The organism is Mycobacterium sp. E1386, assembly GCF_001672745.1.
Taxonomy (GTDB): Bacteria; Actinomycetota; Actinomycetes; order Mycobacteriales; family Mycobacteriaceae; genus Mycobacterium.
In genome coordinates this window covers 20,342-40,631 of the sequence record NZ_LZKH01000006.1, presented here as the reverse complement: position 1 = coordinate 40,631, position 20,290 = coordinate 20,342, and the positions used below count along the sequence as shown (strand labels likewise).

Genomic DNA, 20,290 nt, shown 5'->3' with positions numbered 1-20,290 from the left:
GCCGACGACCTCGACCTTGTACCCGGATCCCTCCAGCAACGCCAGCGCCGCCGGGGTCGTCATCGCGGGGGGCGCGGTCGGTTCGTAGCCGGGGTCGCTGGGGGCCCGGATCTGGGCCTGATCCAGCGTCACGGTGTTGTCGCTGCCCGCGCCCCCCGCGATGACGACCCCGGCGGCGCTGGCGTTGCTGGAGGGATCCGGGTACAAGGTCGAGGGCAACTCGTCGGGGTCTTCGGCGCCGACGCCGACGAACACCGCGCCGCCCGAGGTCATCCGCGGCCGGATCAGCAAGGACGGTCAGCAGCTGGCGCTGGTCATCGGCGTCGCGGTCAACGACCCGACGTCCGTCGCGGTGGCCAACACCGCGGCCGACCAGTTGCGCAACGTCGGCATCGCCGCCAGCGTGCTGGCGCTGGACCCGGTGACGCTGTATCGCGACGCGCTGAACAACAACCAGGTGGACGCGATCGTCGGCTGGCACCAGGCGGGCGGAAACCTGGCGACGCGGTTGGCGTCGCGGTACGGCTGCCCGGCCCTGCAGGCGACGCAGGTACCGGCATCGACGGGGCCGACCACCAGTCCTGCGGCGACCGGCGGGCCGACGACCACCGGGCCCGGCACCTCCGCCACCACGCCGACGTCGACACCGCCGCCCAGCCGCCCGGCTGACCCCAACGCCTTGGTGCAGGCGCCGTCGAACCTCACCGGGATCTGCGATCGCAGCGTTCAGTCGAACATCGACGCCGCGCTGAACGGCACCAAGAGCATCAACGACGTGATCACGGCGGTCGAGCCGAGGCTGTGGAACATGTCCACCGTGTTGCCGATCCTGCAGGACACCACGATCGTCGCCGCCGGACCGAGCGTGCAGAACGTCAGCCTGTCGGGCGCGGTGCCGGTCGGCATCGTCGGCGACGCCGGCCAATGGATCAAGACCGGGCCATAGCCCGCGTCGTCAGTCGGCCGCCCGCCCCCGTCGCGGCGGAATCACGGTGTCGACGATGAGCGCCAGCTCCCGACGGTTCGGCGGCGATCCGGTCAGCAGGAAGTGCTGATTGATCAGGGCCGGGCCGATGCGGGCGGTCAGCGGGGTGATCAGCTCCGCATCGAGCTCGCCCTCCGCGACGGCGGCCTGCAGGATCGATTCGACGATCTGCAGGCGCGGCGCCACCACGGCGTCGGCGAAGATGGCGCGCATCTCGGGTTCGTGCAGGAGCTGGTTGACGGTGGCCATGCCGGGGAAGGCGGTCTTTCCGGCGCAGACGTCGCGGTGGGCGCTGAACACCGTCAGCAGGTTCTCCCGCGCCGACCGGCCGGGCCGCGCCTCGGGCAACGGCGGCAAGGTATGGACCAGTGCGGCGTGCACGAGCTCGCACTTGGTGGTCCACCGCCGGTACAGGGCCGCCTTGCCGGTGTGGGCGCGCGCCGCGATCCCCTCCATCGTCAGCCCGCCGTAGCCGACCTCAGCCAATTCGGCCAGGGTGGCCTCGTAGAGCGCCCGCTCGAGGACCTCGCCCCGTCGGCGGCTCCGGCCACCGGTCGGGGCGGTCTGGGTGAGCTGCGGCATCCCTCGATAGTAGCCGTATGCGTTCCTATCGGTGGCGACGAGACCGCCACCGGACCTGCGGTGCGGGTAGGGTGCGTCCATGCCCGAGACGCCACGGCTGCTGTTCGTCCACGCGCATCCCGACGACGAGAGCCTCAGCAACGGCGCCACCATCGCCCACTACACCGCCCGCGGGGCCGACGTGCGCGTCGTCACCTGCACGCTTGGCGAAGAGGGCGAGGTCATCGGTGACCGCTGGGCCGGGCTGGCCGTCGATCACGCGGATCAGTTGGGGGGCTACCGGATCGGCGAGCTCACCGCGGCGCTGCGTGCGCTCGGCGTCGGCGGCCCGCACTACCTCGGCGGCGCCGGACGCTGGCGCGACTCGGGCATGCGGGGAACACCGGGGCGGGCGCGGCAGCGGTTCATCGACGCCGACGAGCAAGAGGCCGTCGGCGAGTTGGTTGCCGTCATTCGCGAGCACCGTCCGCACATCGTGGTGACCTACGACCCGGGCGGCGGCTACGGCCACCCCGACCACGTCCACACCCACACCGTCACAACGGCCGCCGTGGCGGCTGCCGGCTCCGGCGACTTTCCCGGCGAACCGTGGACCGTGCCGAAGTTCTACTGGTCGGTGTTCGCCACCCGCGCCTTCCTGGCGGGCCTGCGTGCCCTCGATGGCGAGGACCTGCTGCCCGAGTGGGCGATCCCCCCGGAGGAAGAGTTCGGCTTCGGGTTTGCGGACTCCGACATCGACGCCGTCGTCGAGCCCGACCTTCAGGCCTGGGCGGCAAAGCGGGCGGCGCTCGCCGCGCACGCCACCCAGGTTGTCATCGGACCGACCGGCCGGGCCTGCGCCCTGTCGAACAACATGGCGCTACCGATCCTCGCCGAGGAGCACTACGTGCTGGCGGCTGGCACGGCGGGGAAGCGCGACGAGCGCGGGTGGGAGACAGATCTGCTTGCCGGGCTTGATTTCACCGCGGCCGGCACGGGGTAGGCTTGCCAATCAGGCAGCCACGGAAGGATTTCGCATGGACCCCGACCTGGACCCTAATCAGCAGCATTGGCAGGACCGGCTCGACAGCCTGCAGTGGGTTATCGGCTCGATACTCTCCAACATCGACAGCGTCCCGACCTGACCGAAACCAAGCCGCGCGCCGCATCTCTCGAAGACATCGGCGCGACAGACCCCGCGATACGTTTCGTTGTCTTGGCGCTGTTGGCCGTCGACGGGGTCCTTTCCGCACTGGCCGGGGCCCTGCTGCTGCCTTCCTATATCGGGTCGATCCCGTTTCCCATCAGCGGCTTGATTTCTGGACTGGTCAACGCCGCACTCGTGTGGGCCGCCGGACGGTGGACCGCGTCGTCGCGGCTGGCCGCGCTGCCGTTGTGGACGTGGCTGCTCACCGTGGCGGTGATCAGCATGGGCGGCCCGGCCGACGACGTGATCCTGGGCGGTCGCGGCGTGATGGCCTACGGGGCCTTGCTGCTGATCGTGCTGGGGGTGGTGCCGCCGTTCTGGATGCTGTGGCGGCGCGGGCGCCGGGCCTGACGTTTGTGCCGTCGCGCGGGGCGGGATGTCCCCGCTTGCGCGTGTGGCACTGCCGCTACTGTTGACTGTTGCGCAGACGGGCCCGCACGGGTCGGAAGAAAATTTCACATGTTGGGACACGCGGATGAAATTCGATCGTGGGGAAGTTACACGAAGGTGCCGCTGACTCCGGGCGAAGAGCCTATCGCTCTTCCTAATCCTGTGGTTTTGCCAAAGACCAGCGCCTCGGCGTTGCGACGGGTGTTACGTCGCGCCCGAGACGGTGTCGCGCTCAACGTCGATGAGGCCGCCGTCGCGATGACCGCGCGCGGTGCGGACCTCGCGGACCTGTGCGCCAGTGCGGCGCGGGTGCGCGACGCGGGCCTGGCATCCGCCGGCCGGCGCGGCCCCGGCGGCGGGTTACCCGTCACCTATTCGCGCAAGGTGTTCATCCCGATCACCCATCTGTGCCGCGACACCTGCCATTACTGCACCTTCGTCACCGTGCCGGGCAAGCTGCGCGCGCAGGGCGCCGGCATGTATCTCGAGCCCGACGAGATCCTCGACATCGCTGCCCGCGGAGCCGAATTGGGTTGCAAAGAAGCCCTTTTCACCCTTGGTGACCGGCCCGAGGACCGGTGGCCGGAGGCGGGGCAGTGGCTCAGCGAACGCGGTTATGACTCCACGCTGTCCTACGTGCGGGCCATGGCGATCCGGGTGCTCGAAGAGACCGGCCTGCTGCCGCACCTGAACCCCGGTGTGATGAGTTGGTCGGAGATGGCGCGGCTGAAGCCCGTGGCGCCGTCGATGGGCATGATGCTCGAGACCACGTCGCGACGGCTGTTCGAGACGAAAGGGCTTGCCCACTATGGCAGCCCGGACAAAGATCCCGTGGTCCGGCTGCGCACGCTCACCGATGCGGGCCGGCTGTCCATTCCGTTCACCACCGGCCTGCTGGTCGGCATCGGCGAGACGCTGACCGAACGTGCCGAAACTCTGCACGCGATTCGCAAGTCGCACAAGGAGTTCGGGCACGTACAAGAAGTGATCGTGCAGAACTTCCGGGCCAAGGAACACACCGCGATGGCCGCCGTCCCCGACGCGGGGATCGACGATTACCTGGCGACGGTCGCGGTCGCCCGGCTGGTGCTCGGCCCCGGCATGCGCATCCAGGCGCCGCCCAACCTGGTGTCGCGCGACGAGTGCCTGGCGCTGGTGGGCGCCGGGGTCGACGACTGGGGCGGCGTGTCACCGCTGACACCCGATCACGTCAACCCCGAGCGGCCGTGGCCCGCTCTCGACGAGCTGGCCGACATCACCGCCGAGGCCGGATACGAACTGGTTCAGCGACTTACCGCTCAGCCCAAGTACGTGCAGGCCGGGGCGGCGTGGATCGACCCGCGGGTGCGCGGCCACGTGATGGCGCTGGCCGACCCGGCGACCGGCCTGGCCCGCGACGTCAATCCGGTGGGGCTGCCCTGGCAGGAGCCCGACGACGTCGCCTCGGCCGGGCGGGTCGACCTCAACGCGGCGATCGACACCGAGGGCCGCGCCACCGAAGCGCGCAGCGATCTGGACAGCGCCTTCGGCGACTGGGAATCGATTCGCGCGCAGGTGCACGAGCTGGCCGCCCGGGCACCCGAACGCATCGACACCGATGTGCTCGCCGCGCTGCGCGCCGCGGAGCGCGACCCCGCCGGCTGCACCGACAGCGAGTACCTGGCGCTGGCGACCGCCGACGGACCCGCACTGGAAGCCGTTGCCGCCCTCGCCAATTCGCTACGGCGCGACACGGTGGGTGACGACGTGACATTCGTGGTTAACCGCAACATCAACTTCACCAATATCTGCTACACCGGTTGCCGGTTCTGCGCCTTCGCGCAGCGCAAGGGCGACGCCGATGCGTATTCGCTGTCCACCGAAGAGGTGGCCGACCGTGCGTGGGAGGCGCACGTCGAAGGCGCCACCGAGGTGTGCATGCAGGGAGGGATCGACCCCGAGTTGCCGGTCACCGGCTACGCCGACCTGGTCCGCGCCGTCAAGGCGCGGGTGCCGTCAATGCACGTGCATGCCTTCTCGCCGATGGAGATCGCCAACGGCGTGACCAAGAGCGGGCTGAGCGTCCGCGAGTGGCTGATCAGCCTGCGCGAGGCCGGGCTGGACACGATCCCGGGCACGGCGGCCGAGATCCTGGACGACGAAGTGCGCTGGGTGCTGACCAAGGGCAAACTGCCGACTTCGGAATGGATCGACATCGTGACCACCGCGCACGAGGTGGGCCTGCGGTCGTCGTCGACGATGATGTACGGGCACGTCGACAGCCCGCGGCACTGGGTGGGTCATCTCAACGTGCTGCGCGGGATCCAGGACCGCACCGGCGGCTTCACCGAGTTCGTCCCGTTGCCGTTCGTACACCAGAGCTCGCCGTTGTACCTGGCCGGCGCCGCCCGGCCCGGGCCCACTCACCGCGACAACCGTGCCGTTCACGCCTTGGCACGAATCATGTTGCACGGCCGCATATCCCAGATCCAGACCAGCTGGGTCAAGCTCGGGATCGAGCGCACGCAGGTGATGCTCAACGGCGGTGCCAACGATCTGGGCGGCACGCTGATGGAGGAGACCATCTCGCGGATGGCCGGTTCGGAGCACGGGTCGGCCAAGAGCGTCGAAGAGCTGACCGCGATCGCCGAGGGGATCGGGCGCCCCGCCCGCCAGCGCACCACAACCTACGCCCCACGGGCCGCTTAGCAGCCCGCGGCGGCGGGTATACCCGACGCCGTGAACCGACAGATCGACGACGACCGGTTCCCCGAGTGGCGGCCGTTCGTCGACGCGGTACAGCGGCGCCGGCCCGACGCCGGCACCTGGTGCGAGGCCTGGACGGTGCGCGACATCGTCGTCCATCAGGCCGGAAACGCCGAGGAGATCGCCCGGGTGCTGGCCGCCCATCTGGACGGCGAACCGGTTGGCACGCGCGGCTTCGAGGAACGTGAGGGACCACTGCGCGCGCTGAACGACGCGGACCTGTGGGACGCGCTGTTCGACCGGATGGCCACCCTCAACCGGATCGCGGAGGCGGCCGACGACGTGCCCCAGGACACCGACGTCGCGTGGACGGGCCGCACCATGAAGGTGCCCTGGTTCGCCGAACACATGCGCGAAGAGCTCGTGCTGCACGGTTGGGACATCACCGGGGACGCCGACATGCCGGCGGCGCTGAAAACCGGGCTGGCCGATCCCTGGATGACCACCCACAGCGTCATCGCGGTCGGAAAACCGCTGCTGGCCAAGGGGGCCAAGCAATTACGGCCCGGCGAACGCGTCGAGGCCAGGCTGCGGGCCGGCGGCACCGACGACGTCGTGATCAGCGCGGAAGCCGACCGCAGCACCATCGGACTCACCGAACCCGAAGGCCCGGCCACCCTGGAAACCGACCCCGCCGCGCGCGTGCTGCTGCTCTGGGGGCGTAAGCCCGCAGACCCATCGCGAATATGCAGCCGCGTCGGACCGGAAACCCTGGGCCGCGTCCGCGGCCTGCTCAGCGGTTACTGAACCGCGTGCTGGGCTCAGAAGTTGTTACAGGTGACCGCGACCTGGTTGATGTCGTCGTAGTACTTCATCGCCGACGGCATCGCCTGGATCTGCTGGGCCATCTGCTGGCGCTTCGGCGGCGGCGCGGCCAAGAAGTTGCGGATGTAGGACTGCGCGATCGGCGAGCTGTTCAGCTGCGTTGCGGCCGCCGGATCGGTGGCGTTGAGCGCGGCGATCACCTGCCCGTAGTTGCAAGTGGTGTTGATGATCGCGTCCGTCGGGTCCGCGGACGCGATTCCGGCCCCGGCGGTCAACGCCACGGCCGCGCCACCGAGCGCAACGGTCAATTTGGTCAACGACAGCCTCATGTGTGGACACCTTCCCCGTTTATGCACCGCTATCAAGGCGACGACATCTGCCCAGCGGTTGCCGTCTTCCGGTCGAGGCTACCAGGCACCACGACCGTGCTTCCATATCGATGGTTATCGCAGAGGCCCGCTGGAGTGCGACTCTTCGCAGGTCAGCAGGCTGGGCGGCCTGTTCGCCCTCGGCGAAACCGACCCCGGTCGCGGCGTCCGAGACTGACAGTCTTAAATCGTCAACTTAACGGGCGCGCCAAGTGGTTGACGTGTATGTGCAACGTCTAGTATCAGTAACCGAAAGCTTTGTCCTGGAGCGGCCGGAAGCACCGGGCGCGAGCCGAAGAGCAGCCCACACCGAAGCAGTACATGGAGGAGACGTCTGTGACCTACACGATCGCCGAGCCCTGTGTCGACATCAAAGACAAGGCATGTATCGAGGAATGCCCGGTCGACTGCATCTACGAGGGCGCGCGGATGCTGTACATCCACCCCGACGAGTGCGTCGACTGCGGAGCGTGTGAGCCCGTCTGCCCCGTCGAAGCGATTTACTACGAAGACGACGTGCCCGAGCAGTGGAGCCAGTACACGCAGATCAACGCCGACTTCTTCACCGAGCTCGGATCGCCGGGCGGCGCCGCCAAGGTCGGCATGACCGAGAACGACCCGCAGGTCGTCAAGGACCTGCCGCCCCAGGGCGAGGGCGACTGAGCGGGCCGGTGCTGGATAGGCCCGGGGTGAGGCAACGCGCCGCACGCGGGCGAGTCTCGGCTTCCCTGCCGGAATTTCCCTGGGACACGCTGGCTGACGCGAAAGCGCTGGCCGGTTCCCATCCCGACGGCATCGTCGACCTGTCCGTCGGCACCCCGGTCGACCCCGTCGCGCCGATCATCTCCGACGCGCTGGCCGCCGCCGGTTCCGCGTCCGGATACCCCGCCACCGCCGGTACCCCGCGATTGCGGGACTCGGCGGTCGCCGCGCTGGCCCGCCGCTTCGGTATCACCGGCCTCACCGAGGCGGCTGTGCTGCCGGTGATCGGCAGCAAGGAGCTCATCGCCTGGCTGCCGACCCTGCTGGGGCTGGGGTCCGCGGACCTGATCGTGGTGCCCGAGCTGGCGTATCCGACCTATGACGTCGGGGCGCGGCTGGCCGGAGCGACGGTGCTGCGGGCGGATTCGTTGACCCAGTTGGGCCCGCAGTCGCCGGCGCTGGTCTACCTCAACTCCCCGAGCAACCCGACCGGACGCGTGCTGGGCGTCGACCACCTGCGCAAGGTGGTCGGCTGGGCCCGCGAGCGGGGCAGCGTGGTGGCTTCCGACGAGTGTTACCTGGGGCTGGGCTGGGAGGCGCAACCGCTGTCGATCCTGCATCCGTCGGTGTGCGACGGCGACCACAAGGGGCTGCTCGCGATCCACTCGCTGTCGAAGAGCTCGTCGCTGGCCGGTTACCGGGCCGGGTTCGTCGCCGGGGATCCCGATTTGGTGGCCGAGCTGCTGGCGGTGCGCAAACACGCCGGGATGATGGTGCCGACGCCGGTGCAGGCGGCCATGGTCGCCGCCCTGGACGACGACGCCCACGAGCTGGCGCAGCGGGAACGGTACGAACGGCGGCGGGAAGCGTTGCTGCCGGCGCTGCGCTCGGCCGGATTCGCCGTGGACCATTCCGAGGCGGGCCTGTACCTGTGGGCGACCCGCGGCGAGCCGTGCGCGGACAGCGTCACCTGGCTGGCCGAACGCGGCATCCTGGTGGCGCCCGGCCACTTTTACGGCCCGCGCGGTGCGCAGCACGTGCGCGTCGCGCTGACGGCGACCGACGAGCGGATCTCCGCCGCCGTGCGGCGGCTCGCCTAGCCGAGACCGAAGCGGAATCCGACCAGCCGCCACCACGGCGGCCGCCAGCGTGCACAATGCATCGAAGGTGTTTCGCCCGCTCAGGTTAAGGACGGTGGTCGTGACGACTTCGGCCGACAAGCTGCGCATCCCCCTTTCGGTCGGGGACATCGTCAAGCGGGTGTTCCTGGGAAAGCCCCTGATCACCGAGGACATCGCCTCCGAGAAGTTGTCGAATCCGGTTGCCCTGGGCGCGCTTTCGCCGGACGCGGTGTCGTCCGTCGCGTATGGCCCGGAGCAGATCCTGATCGAACTGCTGCCGCATGCCGGGCTGGCCGCCTTCCTGCTCTTGCTCCCCATCACCGGCGTCATCCTGCTGATCCTGGTGCTGGTGGCCGCGTCGTACCGGCAGGTGGTGATGGCTTACACCCGGGCGGGCGGCTCCTACATCGTCGCGCGGGACAACTTCGGGCCGCGGGTGGCCCAAATCGCCGCCGCGGCGCTGCTGATCGACTACGTCGTGACCGTTGCGGTGCAGTCGGCGGCCGGGACGGTTGCGGTGGTGTCGGCGGTCCCCGCGCTGGGCCCGTACAGCCTCGAACTCACGGTCGGTGTGGTGCTTGCCATCTGCTACGCGAACCTGCGTGGGCTCAAGGAAGCGGGGCTGCCGTTCGCGGTGGCGACCTATTCGTTCATCGTCATGGTCGGCCTGACGATCGTCGTGGGCGTGATCCGCGCATTCGCCGGGAACCTACCGACTTACGATCCCGCGCACATGACCGGAACCGTGCCGGTCCACCAGGGCAACGGGTTGGTGCTGGGCGCAACGATTTTGGTCTTGCTGCGCGCGTTCGCCAACGGAGGCTCGTCGCTGACCGGGGTCGAGGCCATCTCCAACACGGTCGACTATTTTCGAAAGCCGCAGGGCCGCAACGCGCGCCGCGTACTCACCGCGATGGCCACCGTCCTCGGCCTCCTGCTGGCCGGTGTCGCCTACCTGGCGCACGTTACCCACGCCACGCCGTATCTCACGGAATACCCGTCGGTGCTGTCCCAGATCGGCCGTGCCGTCTTCGGCAACGGCGTGATCGGCGACATCTTCTACATTTTGGTCCAGGCCGCGACCGCGGCCATCTTGTTCACCGGTGCGAATACCAGTTTCAACGGTTTCCCGGCGCTGGCCAGTTTCGTCGCCGAGGACCGCTTCCTGCCGCGCCAACTGACCAAACGCGGTCACCGGCTGGTCTTTTCGAACGGCATCATCACCCTGACGGCGTTGTCGGTGGTGTTGCTGGTGGTGACCGGCGGGTCGGTCAACGCGCTCGTCCCGTTCTATGCGATCGGCGTGTTCACCGGGTTCTCGATGGCCGGCTACGGGATGACCAAACACCATCTGACGCACCGGGAACCGGGGTGGCGACGCCGCCTGGCGATCAACCTGTCCGCGGCGGTCCTGTCGACGATCGTGGTGGGCATCTTCGCGGTGGCGAAATTCACCGAGGGCGCATGGTTGGTGGTCGTCGTCTTCCCGCTGCTGGTGTTCATGCTGATGCGGCTCAACCGCGAATACCGCGCCGAGGCGGCCATTCTCGAGATGTTCCGCACCGACCGCCCGGAGTTGGTGAAGTATGCGCGGCACCGGGTGTTCGTTCTGGTCGACTCGGTGGATTTGGCGGTGATCGAAGCGCTGCGCTACGGCAGGGGTTTACGGGCCGACGAGCTGACCGCGGTGCACTTCATGGTCGACCCGGCGCACGCCGCGCAACTGCGAAAGCGCTGGGATCACTTCGATCTCGACACTCCGCTGCGCGTGGTGGACTGCCCGGACCGCCGGATCAGCCGGGCCGCGCAGCTGCTGGTCGCCAAGGCGCGCGAAGAACAACCGCACACCAACGTGACGGTGCTGCTGCCCCGGCGAACGTTCGCGCGGCTGTTGGGGAGGCTGCTGCACGACCGCACCGCGGACAAGATCTCCCGCGCGGTGAGCCTGATCCCCGACGCGGCGGCGACGATCGTGCCCTACGACGTGGAATCGCGCATCAAAGAGGCCTACCCCGACACCTTCGAGCAACGCATCGCCCAGGAGATCGACAAGCTCGAGGCCTGGGTGTCCAAGGGCGAGGACGAGAAGGTGGACGCCTACGAGCACCCCGAGCGGCCGGCCTCCGTCATCCTGGTGGCCGGGCTCATCTCAGGGCAACGGGCCACCGTCGAAGGGCGGGTCAACCAGGTCGAGGACGTCACCGACCGCGGGCGTACCTTCCGGCAGGTGGTCGTCGGGGACAACAGCGGGGAAATGACAATCACGTTCCGGCCAAGCCATGGGGGCGCCGACATTCAGCCCGGCCAGCTGTTGCGGATCACCGGGAAGGCGCGCCAGACCGGCAACCGGCCCATCTCGATGATCGATCCGACGTATTGCGTGATCGAAGACCCCGCGAAGGCCGTCGAATCCGGCGAATCCGGCGAAACCAGCAAAACGTAACGTCCGGGCGATCGCGGGATTGTCCCGCATGGGCAAACGCTGTTGTGCGGAACTCTTTGCCAAGCAAGACTATTCGTCGTTCTCCAATGGGCCGCTACCGACGTCCCGGACGGCTGATGGAGCCGGACACGGCTTCGGAGGCGATGAGTCGAGCCGTGACGGTAAGCTGACACCCGCATGACTGCCCAACGCCGTTGGGGGAGAACAGGGGACTGCACTTTGCGTGCCGCAACCGCCACACCCGTTGCTGTCATCGGTATGGCCTGCCGGCTTCCCGGTGGGATCGATTCTCCGCAACAGTTGTGGGACGCATTGCTGCGCGGCGACGACTTGGTAGGCGAGATTCCCGCCGATCGGTGGGACGCGGACCTGTACTACGACCCCGAACCGGGCGTGCCCGGCCGCTCGGTAACGAGGTGGGGGGCCTTCCTGGACGACGTCGGCGGTTTCGACTGCGACTTCTTCGGCATGACCGAGCGCGAGGCCACCGCGATCGACCCGCAGCACCGCTTGCTGCTGGAAACGTCCTGGGATGCCATCGAGCACGCCGGCCTCGATCCCGCGCGGTTGTCCCACTCGCAGACCGGGGTCTTCGTCGGACTGACGCACGGCGACTACGAACTGTTGTCCGCCGACTGCGGCGCCGCCGAGGGGCCGTACGGGTTCACCGGCACCAGCAACAGCTTCGCGTCGGGGCGGGTCGCCTACACCCTGGGCCTGCACGGCCCGGCGGTCACCGTGGACACGGCGTGCTCGTCGGGCCTGATGGCCGTCCACCAGGCTTGCGGCAGCCTGAACAGCGGTGAAAGCGACTTGGCCGTTGCCGGCGGTGTCGTCGTGACGCTGGAACCGCGGAAGTCCGTTTCGGGGTCGCTGCAGGGCATGCTGTCGCCGACCGGCCGCTGCCACGCCTTCGACGAGAAGGCCGACGGCTTCGTGTCCGGCGAGGGCTGCGTCATGCTCTTGCTCAAACGGCTGGGCGACGCGCAACGCGAAGGCGACCGCATCTTGGCGGTGCTGCGCGGAACCGCGGCCAATCAGGACGGCCGCACCGTCAACATCGCGGCCCCTTCGGAAACCGCCCAGGTGGCCGTCTACCAAAAGGCTCTCGAAGTCGCCGGCGTCGACGCCGCAACGGTCGGCTTCGTCGAGGCGCACGGCACGGGCACCCCCGTGGGGGACCCGATCGAATACTCGAGCCTGGCCGCGGTCTACGGAACCGCGGGACCGTGCGCGCTGGGCTCGGTGAAAACGAATTTCGGCCACCTGCAGTCGGCCTCCGGACCGTTGGGGTTGATGAAGACGGTCCTCGCGCTGCAGCACGGCACGGTGCCGCAGAATCTGCACTTCACCCGCCTGCCGGGCGAGCTGGCCACGGTCAAGACGGAACTGTTCGTGCCGCAGGCCAACACGCTCTGGCCCACCGCCGGCCGGCAGCCGCGGCGCGCCGCCGTGTCGTCCTATGGAATGTCGGGTACCAACGTGCACGCGGTGCTGGAGCAGGCTCCGGTGGCGACGCCCGAAGAGCCGACGGGCACACCGACCACCAACGGGGCGTTGTTGTTTCCGGTGTCGGCCACGTCCGCGGAGCAACTGCGCGACACGGCGGCCCGGCTCGCGGCCTGGGTCGACGAGCACGCCGGCGGCTCGGGCGTGTGGGATCTCGGTTACACCCTGGCCCGCCGACGCGCGCACCGGCCGGTGCGAACGGTGTTGTCGGCGAGCAACTTCGGTGAGCTGAGCGCGGCCCTGCGCGGGGTCGCCGGCAGCGACATCCCGTACGAGCCGGCCGTCGGGCAGGACGACCTCGGGCCGGTATGGGTGTTCTCGGGGCAAGGGTCGCAGTGGCCGAAGATGGGCGCCGAGTTGCTGGCGAAGGAGCCGGTGTTCGCGGCGACGATCGCCGAGCTGGAGCCGCTGATCGCCGAGGAATCGGGGTTCTCGGTCACCGAGGCCCTGTCGGCGCCCGAACTGGTGACCGGCATCGACCGGGTGCAGCCGACGATCTTCGCGATGCAGGTCGCGCTGGCCGAGACGATGAGGTCCTACGGGGTGCGTCCCGGCGCCGTCATCGGGCATTCGCTCGGTGAATCCGCCGCGGCGGTCGTCTCCGGCGGGCTTTCGCCGGCGGACGGGGTGCGCGTCATCTGCCGCCGCTCGAGGCTGATGGCGGGGATCGCCGGCAGCGGCGCCATGGCCTCGGTGGAACTGCCCGGCCAACAAGTGTTGTCGGAACTGTCCATCCGAGGGACCTCTGACGTCGTCCTCTCGGTGGTCGCCTCGCCGACGTCGACGGTGATCGGCGGCGATACGCAGACGATCCGCGATCTGGTCGCGGCCTGGCAGGAGCAGGACGTGATGGCGCGCGAGGTGGCGGTGGACGTGGCCTCGCATTCGCCGCAGGTGGAGCCGATCCTCGACGAACTCCTCGAGGCCCTCGCCGGCCTCGACCCGCGGGAGCCGGAAGTTCCCTACTATTCGGCGACGCTGTGGAACCCCCGCGAACGGCCGTCGTTCACCGGCGAGTACTGGGTCGAAAACCTGCGCTACACGGTGCGATTCGCGGCGGCCGTGCAGGCCGCCCTCAAGGACGGCTTCCGCGTGTTCGGCGAACTCGCACCCCACCCGCTGCTCACCCACGCGGTCGAGCAGAACGCCGCCAGCCTGGACATGCCCATCGCCGCGCTCGCGGCGATGCGCCGCGACCAAGAGCTGCCAATTGGCTTGCGGGGCTTCGTCGCCGACGTGCACAGCGCCGGTGCCGCGGTGGATTTCTCGGTGCAGTACCCGACCGGGCGCCTGGTGGACGCCCCGCTCCCGACGTGGACGCACCGCAGGCTCATGCTCAGTCGCGAGGGCAAAGAGCAGGCGCACGGGGCGTCGGTGCATGCCGTCCATCCGCTGCTCGGCGCGCATGTGCACCTGTACGAGGAACCCGAGCGCCACGTCTGGCAGGGCGATGTCGGCACCGAGGCACACCCTTGGCTCGCTGACCATCAAATCCACCAGGTGGCAGCGTTTCCCGGCGCCGCCTACTGCGAGATGGCGCTCGCCGCCGCGCGCGCGGCCCTCGGCGAACGCTCGGAGGTCTGCGATATCACGTTCGAGCAGACGCTCTTGCTGGACGGCCGGACGCGGGCATCGTCGGCGGCGACGGTCGCCGCGCCCGGGGTTCTCGAGTTCACGGTGGACACCCACGACGAGGGCGAACGCGTTCGCCGGGCGGGTGCGGTCCTGCGGGCCCTCAACGAATCGGAAGAGGCCGAGCCGGCCGCCCACGACATGGCCACGCTGATCGCCAATCACCCGTCTGGCATGGACGGTGCCGAATTGCGAAAAGCCTTCGACGCGATAGGGATTCAGTACGGTCCGGCCTTCTCCGGTCTGGCCGCCGCGCTCGTCGCCGACGGGCAGGCCGGCTCCGTGCTCGCCGAGGTCGCGCTTCCCGGCGCGATCCGCTCGCAGCAGTCGGGATACGCCATCCACCCAGCCCTGCTGGACGCGTGCTTCCAGTCGGTCGTCGTCCATCCCGAGGTGCAGAAGGCGAGCGCGGGCGGTCTGCTGCTGCCGGTCGGCGTGCGCAGGTTGCGCAGCTATTCCTCGACCCGCAACGCGCAATACTGCCTCGCCAGGGTGACGTCGTCGCGCCCCGGCGAGTGCGAGGCGGACCTCGACGTGCTGGACCAGTCCGGCGCCGTCCTGCTGACGGTCGATGGGCTTCGGCTGGCCGGCGGCGCCTCCGAGCACGAGCGGGCGCAACGGCTGCTCAACGAGCGGTTGTTGACCATCGAATGGGAGCCACGGCAATTGCCGGAGGAGTCCCGGGGCGAGCCGGGATCGTGGCTGTTGCTCAGCGCGGGTGAGGTGACGGATCCGCTGACGGCGCAATTGGCCGAGGCATTAAGCGATGGCGCCCAATGCACCGTGGTGCCCTTGCCGCTGGGGTCGGTGGAAACCGCACAGTTACGCACCCTGCTGTCGGGCGGCGGCCTGCCGGCCTCCAACGGGCACGGCCCGCTCAAGGGCCTCGCGGGCGTCGTCGTGGTGACCGCGCCGCAGACCGGGGGAGCCGAAGAGACGCGGCGCGGGTGCGACTACGTGTCGTATCTGGTGGCGATCGCCCGTGAGCTCTCCGAGCTGCCCGGCGAGTCACCCCGGCTCTTCGTGGTGACCAGGAATGCCGCCAACGTGGTCGCCGGCGACGTGGCCAACCTCGAGCAGACCGGGTTGCGCGGGCTGATGCGGGTGATCGATTCCGAGCACCCGCACCTGAGCGCCACCCAGATCGACGTCGACGCGGTGACCGAAGCCAAACACGTTGCACTGCAGTGCAAGAGCGGGTCGCAGGAGGACGAGACGGCGTGGCGCGGCGGGCAGTGGTACACCGCGCGGCTCCGGCCGGGTCCCCTGCGTCCGGCCGAACGGCGGACCACCGTCGTCGATCGTGAGCGGGACGGCATGCGCCTACAGATCCGCACGCCGGGTGACCTCGAATCGCTGGAGTTCATCGCGTTCGACCGCGTCGCGCCGGGGCCGGGGGAGATCGAGGTCGCGGTCACCGCGTCCACCATCAACTTCGCCGACGTGCTGGTCGCCTTCGGCCGTTATCCCACCTTCGAGGGCTACCAACAGCAGCTGGGTGGTGACTTCGCCGGTGTGGTGACCGCCGTCGGTCCCGGCGTCACCGAGCACCGGGTGGGGGACCGCGTCGGCGGCGTGTCGCGCCACGGCTGTTGGGGCACGTTCGTCATCGCCGACGCCCGGCACGCGGTCACCCTCCCGCCCGGCCTGTCGCTGGAAGACGCCGCCGCGGTGCCCACCGCCTCGGCCACCGCCTGGTACGGGTTGCATGATCTGGCCCGCATCGCGCCGAGCGACAAGGTGCTCATCCATTCCGGCACCGGCGGCGTCGGACAGGCGGCCATCGCGATCGCCCGGGCCGCGGGCTGTGAGATCTTCGCGACCGCGGGCAGTCCGCAGCGCCGGCAATTGCTGCGGGACATGGGGATTGAGCACGTTTACGACTCGCGCAGCACGACGTTCGCCGACGAGATTCGCCGCGACACCGACGGATACGGCGTCGACGTGGTGCTCAACTCGCTGCCCGGGGCCGCGCAGCGCGCGGGAATCGACTTGCTGGCCTTCGGCGGGCGATTCGTCGAGCTGGGCAAGCGCGACATCTACCGCGACACCCACCTCGGGTTGTTTCCGTTCCGGCGCAACCTGTCCCTGTTCGCGGTCGACCTGGCGTTGCTGACGTTCAGCCACCCCGAGACGGTTCGCCGCCTGTTGACCACCGTGTACCAACGCACGGCCGACGGCGAGTTGCCGCTGCCGCGGACCACGCACTACCCGATCCACGACGCGGCCGCCGCGATCCGCCTGGTGGGTTCCGCCGGGCACACGGGCAAGGTCGTGCTGGACGTGCCGCGCGCGGGACGCAGCGTGGCGACGGTTCCCCCGGAAGACGTGCGGCCGTTCCGCACCGACGGCGCCTACATCGTCACCGGTGGTATCGGCGGGCTGGGATTGTTCTTGGCCGGTGAGATGGCGGCCCGGGGCGCGGGACGGATCGTGCTCAACTCCCGCTCGGCGCCCAACGAGCAAGCGCGCCAAGCCATCGAGCGGCTGCGCGCCGGCGGCGCGGACATCGCGGTGGAGTGCGGAGACATCGCCGAGCCGGGCACGGCCGACCGCCTGGTGGCGTGCGCCACCGCGACGGGACTGCCGGTGCGCGGGGTGCTGCATGCGGCGGCGGTGGTGGACGACGCCACGTTGACCAACGTGACCGACGAGCTGATCGAGCGGTGTTGGGCGCCAAAGGTTTACGGAGCCTGGAACCTGCATCGAGCCACCCGGGAACAGCCGCTGGACTGGTTCTGTTCGTTCTCGTCGGCCGCCGCGCTGGTCGGCTCCCCGGGCCAGGGCGCTTACGCCGCGGCGAACAGCTGGCTGGACGCGTTCGCGTACTGGCGCCGCGCCCAGGGGCTGCCCGGCAGCGCGATCGCCTGGGGCGCGTGGTCCGAGGTCGGCCGCGCCACGGCCCTCGCGGAAGACGCCGGCATCGCGATCAAGCCGGCGGAGGGCTATCACGCGTTCGAATCTCTGCTGCGCTACGACCGCCCCTACTCGGGCTACGCCCCGATCATGGGAACGCCGTGGCTGACCTCGTTCGCGCAACGCAGCCGGTTCGCCGAGGCGTTCGGATCGATGGGGCAGGGCAACCCGGACGCGGGCAAATTCCTGGCCGAACTCAAGACGCTGCCCCGCGACGAATGGCCCACCGCCATTCGTCGGCTGGTGTCCGGTCAGATCAGCCTATTGCTCCGGCGCACAATCGATCCCGATCGTCCGTTGTCCGACTATGGGTTGGATTCACTCGGCAATCTCGAGCTGCGAACCCGCATCGAGACGGAAACCGGTGTGCGCATCAGCCCCACCAAGATCACCACGGTTCGCGATCTGGCGGAGCATCTGTGCGACGAGCTGGCCGCTTCGGAAGCGGCGGCGTCAGCATCCTGACGAGGCGGATGCGCGGCCCTACCCCGGATGGGCGAGTGCCGCAACGCGAACCCCAGAAAACCGCCCTAAACTGACCATCTTGACTTGTAGACTTGCTGAAATCCGGTTTTATTGACGTTGCCAGGAATGACCGCGGCGGGGCGCCGGTTGAGAGGACCACGGGCGACGTACCGATGAGGCGTGCAAATCCGACGAGGAGCTGAGGATGTCCACCAACATCACCTGGCATGACCACCAGGTCTCTCGCGAGGCCCGCGAGCGGCTCAACGGCCACAAGGGCTGCGTCATCTGGTTCACCGGGCTGAGCGCCAGCGGTAAAAGCACGGTCGCGAACATCGTCGAGCAGAAGCTCTACGAGCGCGGCGTGCGGAGCTACCTGCTGGACGGCGACAACGTCCGCCACGGGCTCAACGCCGGCCCGACTCTCCTCGAAGAGCGCCACGGAGTCGAGTTCGCGAAGCGGTTCGGTCTGGGGTTCTCCGCCGAGGACCGCGAGGAGAACATCCGGCGCCTCGGAGCGGTCGCGAAGTTGTTCTGCGATGCCGGGGTCATCACCTTGACCGCCTTCATCAGCCCGTACCGGCACGATCGTGACGCGGTTCGCGCCACCCTCGCCGAGGGCGATTTCCAGGAGATCTTCATCGATACGCCGATCGAGATTTGCGAGCAGCGTGATCCGAAAGGCTTGTACAAGAAGGCCCGGGCCGGTGAGATCCGGGGTTTCACCGGAATCGACGATCCGTACGAACCTCCGCTGAGCCCGGAGCTGCGGCTCGACGGTGGCACAAAGGATGCGGACACGCTGGCCGAGGAAGTGGTCTCGCACCTCGAGAAGGAGGGCGTCATTCCCGCCCCCGCCGCCCGCGGGTTCGACACCCACCGCGAAGCGAGGTCATGAGATGAACTATCACGGTCACAACGGGAAACCGATCGTGGAAAGAGTGTCCACGGACGGCGCCGCCGGACAGATCAAAGGCCTGCCGCGCGTGCCGATTTCGAAGGCGACCGCGCATGAAGTGATCAGCCTGTCCTACGGATTCTTCACCCCGCTGTCCGGGTTCATGGGCCGGCAAGAGGTCGACGGGACGCTGGACAAGTTGCGGCTCCCGGACGGAACGCTGTGGAGCATCCCGATCGTGTTCGACCTGTCCTCCGACGACGTCGAGAAGCTGGGCGTCAACGAGGGCGGCAGCGTCGTGCTGGAGTACCTCCATGCACCCATCGCGATCCTCGACGTCACCGAGATCTACGAGTACGACCTGCACCGCTTCGCCGAGAAAACCTACGGCACAACCGATCCCAGGCACCCGGGCGTGAAGAAGACGCTCGCGTACGCGAACCGGTTCATCGCCGGTGACGTCACGCTCATCAACGAGCCGGTGTTCAACGAGCCTTTCAAGAGCTTTTGGCTGACGCCCAGGCAGCACCACGACGCGCTCGCAGAAAAAGGCTGGAAGCACGTCGTCGCCCACCAGACTCGCAACGTTCCCCACACCGGGCACGAGGCGCTGATGAAGCAGGCGTGGCTGGCCGCGAACGAGGACATGCCCGTCGACAACCTGAACACCGGAGTGCTCGTCAACGCCATCATCGGGCAGAAGCGGGTGGGGGATTACATCGACGAGGCCATCCTGCTGACGCAGGACGAGCTGAGGAAGAGCGGGTACTTCCGCGAGGACGTCCACAAGGTCACCTTCACGCTCTGGGACATGCGGTACGCCGGGCCCCGCGAGGCGATCTTCCACGCGATCCTGCGGACCAACCTCGGCTGCACCCACCACATGTTCGGACGCGACCACGCCGGCGTCGGCGACTTCTACCACCCGTACGACTCGCAGGACCTGCTGCAGCAGCACCGGTCGGAGCTGGGCATCAAACCGGTTTTCCTGCGGGAGAACTGGTACTGCCCGGAATGCCGGGAGGTGACCAACTCCGCGTTGTGCGGTCACGACTCCCAGGCGCAAAGCTTCAGCGGCAGCCTGATCCGAAGCATCCTCACCGACGAGGTGAAGCCCACCCAGCAGGTCATGCGCCACGAGGTGTTCGAGGTGGTCTTGGACTCCGCCGCCAAATACGGGCGGGGTTCGCCGTTCGTCACCGAGGATTACCTGAAGGACAGGCTGCCGGTGTTCACGCTGAACCAGTTGGGGGAAGCCGACTCATGAGCGGTGACGGAAAGCAGATCAAGGTCAACGTGTGGATCAACGAGGAACGGCTCGAGGCGCTGGCGAACGCCGGAATGGCCGACTCGGCCAAGGACGCCTTCGCCGGTATGAAGCTCCTAGAGATCTACACCACCGAAACGCAGAAGGACATTGTGCTGCAACGCTTCCCGGGGGCCAAGTACGACTCGGCCACCACCAAGTCCATCGAGTTGCTGCCCAAGAAGGCCAAGGACAGGTTGTTGGAGTTGTCCATCGCGCTGCGCTCCACCGGTCCCGACGTGGTGGACCGCTTCCTTGCCGAAGCGCAACCCTAGCC

Annotated in this window: 13 protein-coding genes and 1 pseudogene; 12 read left to right on the top strand and 2 right to left on the bottom strand. The window is 68.6% G+C overall.

Annotation, left to right across the window (positions count from 1 at the left end; all coding sequences use genetic code 11):
• Positions 1-148: 148 nt before the first annotated feature.
• Positions 149-946 (top strand): annotated as a pseudogene (locus A5709_RS00305) (ABC transporter family substrate-binding protein); the annotation flags it as partial.
• Between the two features lie 9 nt (positions 947-955).
• Here A5709_RS00305 and A5709_RS00300 read toward each other — a convergent pair.
• Positions 956-1,567: a TetR/AcrR family transcriptional regulator gene (locus A5709_RS00300; RefSeq protein ID WP_068007235.1), complete on the bottom strand. Its 612-nt coding sequence runs from the start codon at positions 1,565-1,567 to the stop codon at positions 956-958.
• A 79-nt stretch (positions 1,568-1,646) separates the two neighbouring features.
• Between A5709_RS00300 and mshB the strand changes: the two genes are divergently transcribed.
• From mshB to A5709_RS00280, 4 genes are all read left to right on the top strand, one after another.
• Positions 1,647-2,549, top strand: coding sequence for an N-acetyl-1-D-myo-inositol-2-amino-2-deoxy-alpha-D-glucopyranoside deacetylase (gene mshB, locus A5709_RS00295; RefSeq protein WP_068117139.1), 903 nt, complete (start codon positions 1,647-1,649; stop codon positions 2,547-2,549).
• Positions 2,550-2,642: 93 nt separating this feature from the next.
• Positions 2,643-3,104, top strand: a complete 462-nt coding sequence (locus A5709_RS00290; RefSeq protein ID WP_067946069.1) for a hypothetical protein — start codon at positions 2,643-2,645, stop codon at positions 3,102-3,104.
• Between the two features lie 108 nt (positions 3,105-3,212).
• A complete protein-coding gene (locus A5709_RS00285) occupies positions 3,213-5,831 on the top strand; it encodes a bifunctional FO biosynthesis protein CofGH (RefSeq protein WP_082973728.1) in 2,619 nt (872 codons plus the stop codon).
• A 30-nt stretch (positions 5,832-5,861) separates the two neighbouring features.
• Positions 5,862-6,635 (top strand): maleylpyruvate isomerase N-terminal domain-containing protein, encoded by a 774-nt coding sequence (locus A5709_RS00280; protein ID WP_068007249.1) that lies wholly within the window; start codon positions 5,862-5,864, stop codon positions 6,633-6,635.
• 14 nt (positions 6,636-6,649) lie between these two features.
• Here the strand turns inward: A5709_RS00280 and A5709_RS00275 are convergent, their stop codons facing one another.
• On the bottom strand, positions 6,650-6,982 hold the full coding sequence (locus A5709_RS00275; protein WP_067946075.1) for a hemophore-related protein: 333 nt from the start codon (positions 6,980-6,982) through the stop codon (positions 6,650-6,652).
• A 375-nt stretch (positions 6,983-7,357) separates the two neighbouring features.
• Between A5709_RS00275 and fdxA the strand changes: the two genes are divergently transcribed.
• From fdxA to A5709_RS00240, 7 genes are all read left to right on the top strand, one after another.
• Positions 7,358-7,684 carry a ferredoxin gene (gene fdxA, locus A5709_RS00270; protein WP_055398945.1) on the top strand — a complete coding sequence of 109 codons (327 nt, stop codon included), beginning with the start codon at positions 7,358-7,360 and terminating at the stop codon, positions 7,682-7,684.
• A gap of 26 nt (positions 7,685-7,710) precedes the next feature.
• Positions 7,711-8,823, top strand: a complete 1,113-nt coding sequence (dapC, locus tag A5709_RS00265; protein WP_067946077.1) for a succinyldiaminopimelate transaminase — start codon at positions 7,711-7,713, stop codon at positions 8,821-8,823.
• Between the two features lie 100 nt (positions 8,824-8,923).
• Positions 8,924-11,287 (top strand): APC family permease, encoded by a 2,364-nt coding sequence (locus A5709_RS00260; RefSeq protein ID WP_068117148.1) that lies wholly within the window; start codon positions 8,924-8,926, stop codon positions 11,285-11,287.
• 219 nt (positions 11,288-11,506) lie between these two features.
• Positions 11,507-17,809: a type I polyketide synthase gene (pks2, locus tag A5709_RS00255; protein WP_068117131.1), complete on the top strand. Its 6,303-nt coding sequence runs from the start codon at positions 11,507-11,509 to the stop codon at positions 17,807-17,809.
• Positions 17,810-18,014: 205 nt separating this feature from the next.
• On the top strand, positions 18,015-18,707 hold the full coding sequence (gene cysC, locus A5709_RS00250) for an adenylyl-sulfate kinase (protein ID WP_067943978.1): 693 nt from the start codon (positions 18,015-18,017) through the stop codon (positions 18,705-18,707).
• 1 nt (position 18,708) lies between these two features.
• On the top strand, positions 18,709-19,974 hold the full coding sequence (sat, locus tag A5709_RS00245) for a sulfate adenylyltransferase (RefSeq protein ID WP_068117128.1): 1,266 nt from the start codon (positions 18,709-18,711) through the stop codon (positions 19,972-19,974).
• Positions 19,971-20,288 (top strand): hypothetical protein, encoded by a 318-nt coding sequence (locus tag A5709_RS00240; RefSeq protein WP_068117123.1) that lies wholly within the window; start codon positions 19,971-19,973, stop codon positions 20,286-20,288. The genes sat and A5709_RS00240 overlap by 4 nt, the downstream gene beginning before the upstream one ends.
• Positions 20,289-20,290 lie beyond the last annotated feature (2 nt).